Origin of the sequence: Mycobacterium angelicum, assembly GCF_002086155.1 — a bacterium.
Classification (GTDB): domain Bacteria; phylum Actinomycetota; class Actinomycetes; order Mycobacteriales; family Mycobacteriaceae; genus Mycobacterium; species Mycobacterium angelicum.
Genome location: NZ_MVHE01000041.1, coordinates 40,291 through 46,983, shown reverse-complemented (window position 1 = coordinate 46,983; position 6,693 = coordinate 40,291). Strand labels below are relative to the sequence as shown.

Sequence of the window (6,693 nt, the reverse complement as noted above, 5' to 3'; positions counted from 1 at the left end):
CCACCGCACGGGGCGGATACTTTTGTCTGGCCACCAGCGGATACTTTTACTTGGCCGTTGACAACTCGTCAGCCGATCAACGGCTCCCGTTAGCCTCGTCCTCGTCGCGCTTCTCGTCACGAAGCAGGATGCGCCTAGTCGCGACCGGCTTGCCGTCGACGCGTTTGATCACGGCCGGGGTGGGTGGCGGCGTCGTGATTCGTCCTTGCACGGGAGCGCCGTTCTTTACCGTTGGCGCGACGATTCGTTTGGTATCCGGCTTCGCCTCGCTACCTGCTCCGCTCGCGCCGTGCATGCCGCCCGGTGGCATCATCGGCATCGCCCCCATACCGCCTCGCGGCCCAGTCGACTGCTCCGGGGCGACCGGCGGTGCTCCTGATGTTGCGTGCGACGCCGCTGGGACCGTGCCCGCGGAGGGTGTCGGTGGAGGACCGAGCATCGCTGTCGGTGTCGTGTTGTCAATGCCCGCTCCTCCGGAGGCTCCACCACCGCCCATGCCGCCTGTGTCGCCGGCGCCTCGACCCAGTTCACTTTCGGCACCGAGCATTTCGTTAGGCGTTGCCTCACCGGCACCCGCTCCGTGCTGCAGCATGCCCATCCCCATCTGCATGGCCTGTTGACCGGCCTGAGCGAGCTGCTGTGGGATCTGACTCAGCGGTTGCAATGCCCCACCCAGCGCCCCGGCGATGCCACCTGCGAGGCCAGATGCCATTTGAGGCATTTGCTGCAGCATCTGGGTCATCTCACCCTGACCGCCGACGCCGGCCAGCTGTGCGGCTGACTGTTGCTCGTTGGCCGGGAACTTCGCCAAGGCATCGCTGGTCTTGGCCTGGCGTTCGTCATGTCCGGATTGGCCAGCCTCGATGTCTCCGGGGATGCCCAGATTGGTTGCTGCACCAAGGACGGCGAGCAAGTTGTCGATGACCGATCCCGGATTGGCGACTTGTGCCGGCGTCAGCGGCGGAGGTGGAGGTAATCCAAGCAGGGCTGAAAGCTGGTCCAGGATTACTTTTAGCTGTTGGTCGTTGCCGCCGCTCACTAGGCCCTCCCGCCACTTGTCGCCTGGCGCAGCACGCGAAACCAAGCGAAGTGGTAATTCGCCGCGGCCTGGTCGCCATCGACGAGTGCGTCGACCGCGCCGAGTAACTGCCAATTTCCCACGAGGCTGCCGCTGATGTAATGGGGATACGAGTCCAACACCCGTTTGCGAACATCGGCGAGATGTGCACGAAGCAAATCGATTTCGGAGTCGAGTACCCCGGTGCCAGTAGATGCCGCCTTGGCAAGGGTGTGCGCCAAGCGCGGCAACTCGTCGCGCCATTTCGTTGCTTGGACGAGCTCCCAGCCGAGTTCCTCAACCGCAGGCACTTGACGTGCTCTTGGTGAGGTTGCAATAGGGTCTTGCTCTGAAGGCAGATAGTGGACCGGCGTGTAGCTGGCTGCGACATCGACATCACCAACTAGGCTTTCGATGTCACCGCGGCGATGGGCCGGCTGAAGCAGCTGCGTGCCAACCGGCAGATTGATGCCGGGTGGGATCCACCCGCTGGCTAGGTCGGTGACCAGAACCGTTGTGCCGTCGGCTCGCTCACCTGCGGTCCACCGCAGAAGGGGTTCTTGACGGGCGACTGTTTCGACCAGGTGCTGCAATCTCGCACGGGCCGCAGCACCTGCGGAAGCAACGCCGGTTGCGGCGCCGCTGCCTGCGGCGGCCACCGAGTGTTCGGTCAATCCTGCAGGCGGTTGTGAGTTCGCCGTAGCGCTGCCGACCTGGCGTACCACCGCCGGATGGCTTAAGCCGCTTGCTCCGGCGGGGGAGGCGGTCGGCGCTGTCGACGGCGCAATCGGGCTCGGGCCGGCAGGAGCGGTCGGAAGCGCGGACGGCGTCGCAGTTGGAGGTCTGATGTCAGCGCCGTAGGACGACAGCGGGCCGGCTGGCGCCGGAGCGGGAGGCGCAGTGGCGGCTTGCCCAACCGGGCCAGCAATATACGTCGTGGTGGTCTCGCTTGTTGCGATACCCGCCGATGGCACGTTGGCGGCAGGTGCATGGGTGGGCTGGGGAGCGTCAAACACCGGTACATGCGCGCTTGCTGGGACTGTGGCGGCGACCGGAGTGTCCGCAATATGCGGGGTGTTGGTGGAAAGTTGCGGCTCGATCGCGCTCATTGGTCCGTGAGTCAGAGTACTTACTGCCGAGGATAAGGGTGCACCGGTCTGCGTTCCAAGATCGAAGTTTTCGATTAGTTCGCTCGGGGTGAGAGCGGGGGTGAGTCCGCCGGCGGAAACAGATCCAGGACATGAGCCAAGTGTCGGCAACTGCGGAATAGGTCCCACTGACACACCTGTTGGCGCCGGCAGGGCGCCACGTGGTCCAGCAGTAAGACCTACCGGATGCGGTGTGGCGCCCCCTTGTCCGAAGGCGGACTGGCCAATTTGTGGCCCCGTTTCGGGCGCCAGGAGGGTCGATTCCGTTGACGGCGCACCTCCTTGCCCGAAGGTTGCCGCGCCCACTGTTGGTCGTTTTATTTCTGCCAGATTGGGCTGATTCGCCGGGGGCGCTGATGCACCTCCTTGTCCGAACAACTTCGAGGGTGGCGCGGGCGTATCTTGCAGTGGGCCTTTGGGATTACTTACGATTGCTGCGACTTGGTCATGGATTGCATCTCTATTAGGTGACCCAAACGCTCGATCAACGGCAACTCCATGGTATTGAGAAAATTGAACTGCTGATATATCAATACCTTCTCTGCGAAACACGCGCTGAATAGAGCTAAGGATATCCTGGCTATAGGTTGCGGCTTTAGCATTGGCATCACATTGACACTCAAATACTATTTCGGCTATGCGCCCGATTTTCGTTACGGTTGGTGCTTTGGAATTCTGAATTTCCACAATCTTATCGTTGCCTCGGCTCGCGATGGTAGTCAGTTGAGAACGGAGCTCGTTCGCTGACCTATAACCGGAATCGCAGGCAATCTCCTTCGCGTCGTTCTTTTCGGCGATGTCGCGAGCGTGTCCCTCACCGCGTAGAAAAGCATCGCGCAAATCTTCGGCAGTTCTTCCTTCTTGTGTTGCTAACGGTCCACGCCTGGCTTGCTCCAACAAATCGTGAAAACGGTTGTACTCAGCGGCGGTACGAGCAAAATGAGTCGAAGCGCTGCTGATGATACCGAGGTTTGAGCCAGCTGGCCATACGTGGCCGACGAGGATCTCCGACCATTCGCCCGGAGGATAATCAGTCATTTGCACAAACCGTCCACCCGAGTCGTTACTTCTTCTAGAGAATCGGTCAACGGATGTTGCGGTGGTTCCGGCCGCTCGCTTAGATAGGTAATCGCTACTTCACGATACGTGGCCGCTGCTCTTTTGACGGCATCCGCGAGATCGGCCGGTGTGGCGGGTTCAACAGTCAGTTGCTCAAGGAGATATTCGCCGCCCCCGTAAAGCGCTAAGCGGCTGTTAGCTGCTATGGCGTATTTTGCGGCGAAGTCGTTAGTCGTCGGACTTTGCTTATTGGTATTGACGGTGATTGCCTCCCGCACCAGGTTGAACGCACTGCAAATCGTGGACTTCGCTTCGGCGACTTCATGATCGCTGAAGGTAGCCTTAGCGGCGACGGATGTGGTGGGTTCATGCGACTGCGGCCGAAACCATCCCACAGTTGAAAAACCTACAGCGACTACTGCTAACCCAAGTGCAGCGTAACCGGGCCAGCGTGAAGGAGCACGCAGGGCAACAGCAGGGGCTGGCCAGAACCCTGGCGCGGTAGACGGCGGAGGGTACCCAATCGGGCCAAGCGCGGACGGAACCCCATGGGCTGGTATGTCAGGCATTGGGGTGATGGTATTCGGTGATTGAGCGTTCGGCCATTCGGATTTGCTGTTGGGAGCGATAAACTAGCCTTCCACGGATTTCGCGGAATTGGCAGTTAGCTAGCCGACCACTAGCAAGGCGGCCGTGGGCTGCGGTTCGCGATCCGCGCATGAACTGCAAAGCTAGCGGGTTGAGCATCTGTCGCTGTCTCATGGTTGGTCGTGACTAGCGTTGCCGCGGCGCAAGTGAATACCGGCAGCGGACCGCATCCGCAAGAATCCTGCACGTGCCTCCGTTAGCGGTTGATCCTGAGGCGCTGTCAGCTGCGGGCAGCGCTGTTGTTGCTGGTGGCAATGGTCTGGCTGCGTCGTTGGTTGTTTTGACCGCAGGCTTTGGGGCCAACACGGGCCTTGACGCCGCTGGGGTCGTGTTCGGGTTGGCGTATCAGAGTGCGGCCGAGTCGTTGTTGAAAGCCGCGGCGGCCGTGATCAATGCGTGTCGGTACAACGGGGTCAAAGTAGAGCTTTGCGCATCGAATTACTCGATAGCTGAAGCGGCTTCACTCCTAGGCGGCGGCGGCGCTGTGTTAGCGGCGCCGGCGGAGCCGGTCAAGTTCGTTGCTCCTGGGCCGCCGGGCACGTTGGGTCCTGGTGAGCCCCCGCCGTTGCTGTGGGCGGTGGTGGAGTCGCTCGTTGGCGATTTGTGGCCGGATGGGGACGCGCAGGCGCTGCACGCGGCCGCGGCTGCATGGCGGGGCTTTGAGGCAGCGGTAGGTGGGGCGCACGCCGGGCTCAACTCGTCGAATGTGCTGATAGGCGCCCAGCAAATCGCCGAGGGCGAGTTGATCCATCAGGCGTTGTCCCGGATGGGCGCTGCCATGGAGGGTTTGGGTGAGCAGTGCGGGAAGATGGCTGCCACCCTTGACGACTTCGCCAATGAGGTGGCCCGCGCTCAGAACGCGATTCGGGATCTGCTGCACCGGTTGGGGTCGGTGTCTGGTCTGTGGCATGAGATGGAAGCGTTTCTTGTCGGCGATGCGCTTGACGAGGTCAGAAAAGTCGCCGATGACATCAAAGCTGTGCTGCACAACCTTGGCCGGGAAGCCCGAGCCGTCGAACAGATGATGCAGTGGGGGATGGAGGTCGCCGACGGCCTAGTCGTCGGGATGGAGAAGTACGTGCGCGACCTGCTCACCCATTTTCTGGGTGAGCAGGTCGGCAATCCGGTCGCGACGGTGTTCGACACCTGGATCAACTCGAACGAGGGAGCCTTTAAGAGCGCTTTCGGGATGGTGCAATCCATGGAGCAGCTCGACCCGCGGTGGTTTCTCATCGATCCCGTCGGTGCGGCGGACACCTGGAAGGACGCAACCAGGACGGGACTAATCAATCACTTCCTAAACCCGCACGAGGCCGCTGTAGCTGACCAGCAGATGTTGAAATCCGTGCTGCACCTAGAGGATTGGCGTCGGGATCGGCCAGGGTTGGGATTTGGGGGAAACCTCTTTGATGTTGCAACGCTATTTGCAGGCGGTGAAATCTTCGGCGCAGGCGCCAAGGGGGTTAGGACTGGTGTGCGTGGCGCTGAGGCGGCCGGGGACGCCATAGCCGGCGCCGGGCGTGGCGACAGAGTGACCGGTGAGATTGGAGCGGTTGCCGGTGCTGGCAGCGCGTTCGGCGATATCGGTAAGGCCAGCCATGGCGTCACAGAAGGTCTCAAGAACCTGACCGGGGATCTGGCCAAGGCTGATCCTCATCCTGGTGGTAGCCCCGCCGGCATGACTCCGGCCAAGCAACCGGTGCCGGTTGAGTCAACACCGCGCCCGATTGAACCCTCGCACCCGGCCAAGGCGTCAACCGAGTCGCCGACCGCCCCACGCAGGCCGGCGGCCAAGGGCGCGACAGAGGCGAACGTCGGTCCGCATGAACCGGTTGCGGCGACCACGTCCAACGGTTCACATTCAGCACGGGGATTGGCGACGCAGTACCACGGTGAGCCCAGTGCCGCAGGGCGGCCGCCAGCAACGGCAGATCACCCGCGGGTATCGGCACCCTACGATCATTTTTCACCGACCGACTTGCAGCCAGGAGAACACGTCCCGGTCCAGCCATCGGCACTCTCTGCCTGGCGTCGAGCCGAGCCGCCTCAAGTTTCTCCGCCATCCGAAGCTTCCCAAGCGCCGAACCCTACTTCTGGCCCCACAGGATTCCCATCGGAAGCAGCACCCCATATCGGATCACCCGACGGTGGTGGGCCAGGTGGCCACACCAAAGAGCATGCCTTACCGCTCGACCCCGTCGAACCAACCGGCGGAAATGTCAGTTTCAGTCCACATCAGGAGGTGGACGGACCGGCTGCACACCCCATACCTGTAGATGGCTACTATCCACCGCATGTTGTCGGTCGCTTGACCTCCGAGGATCTTTCTGCACTGGCCGACTACACTGGGTCCGGTTACCTCGACCTGAACAGCGCGCTGAGGACTACGACATTGGATGCCTCTCAATATGCCCGTATTGGCGCATTAAACCAGGCGTTGGAAAAACTTCCCGTATATGAAGGCACCGTCGTGCGCGGCTCGGACCTCTCGGCCGAGGTGATCGCGCAGTATAAACCAGGTGAAATCATCATCGAGAAAGCTTTCATGAGTACTTCGACGGATCCGGAGATAGCGCAATCAGCGACGTTCGCTGGTAACGTCGAATTTAGAATTCTGTCTAAGACGGGACGAAATATTTCTTCTGTTTCGATGTTTCCGAACGAGCAAGAAATCCTGTTTCCAGCTGGTACGAAGTTCTTTGTCTTAAGTAAGACAGTGGATCAGTCAACAGGTAAAACGATTATTGATATGATGGAGCGCTAGCTGTTCTTGGCTGAGGT

General features: G+C 61.0%; 4 protein-coding genes. 1 reads left to right on the top strand and 3 read right to left on the bottom strand.

Annotated elements, in window-relative coordinates; genetic code table 11:
* Positions 1 to 76: 76 nt before the first annotated feature.
* The 3 genes from BST12_RS20105 to BST12_RS31050 form a co-directional block, all read right to left on the bottom strand.
* Positions 77 to 1,039, bottom strand: coding sequence for a hypothetical protein (locus BST12_RS20105; protein WP_245850452.1), 963 nt, complete (start codon positions 1,037 to 1,039; stop codon positions 77 to 79).
* Positions 1,039 to 1,731 carry a DUF5631 domain-containing protein gene (locus BST12_RS20100; protein ID WP_083114890.1) on the bottom strand — a complete coding sequence of 231 codons (693 nt, stop codon included), beginning with the start codon at positions 1,729 to 1,731 and terminating at the stop codon, positions 1,039 to 1,041. The genes BST12_RS20105 and BST12_RS20100 overlap by 1 nt, the downstream gene beginning before the upstream one ends.
* A 1,508-nt stretch (positions 1,732 to 3,239) precedes the next feature.
* Positions 3,240 to 3,659, bottom strand: a complete 420-nt coding sequence (locus BST12_RS31050) for a hypothetical protein (protein ID WP_139801797.1) — start codon at positions 3,657 to 3,659, stop codon at positions 3,240 to 3,242.
* Between the two features lie 440 nt (positions 3,660 to 4,099).
* On the opposite strand from BST12_RS31050, the gene BST12_RS20095 reads away from it, so the two are divergent.
* The gene (locus BST12_RS20095) at positions 4,100 to 6,676 is read left to right on the top strand and encodes an ADP-ribosyltransferase (protein WP_139801796.1); all 2,577 of its coding nucleotides are present in this window, start codon (positions 4,100 to 4,102) and stop codon (positions 6,674 to 6,676) included.
* The last annotated feature ends 17 nt before the right edge of the window (positions 6,677 to 6,693 follow it).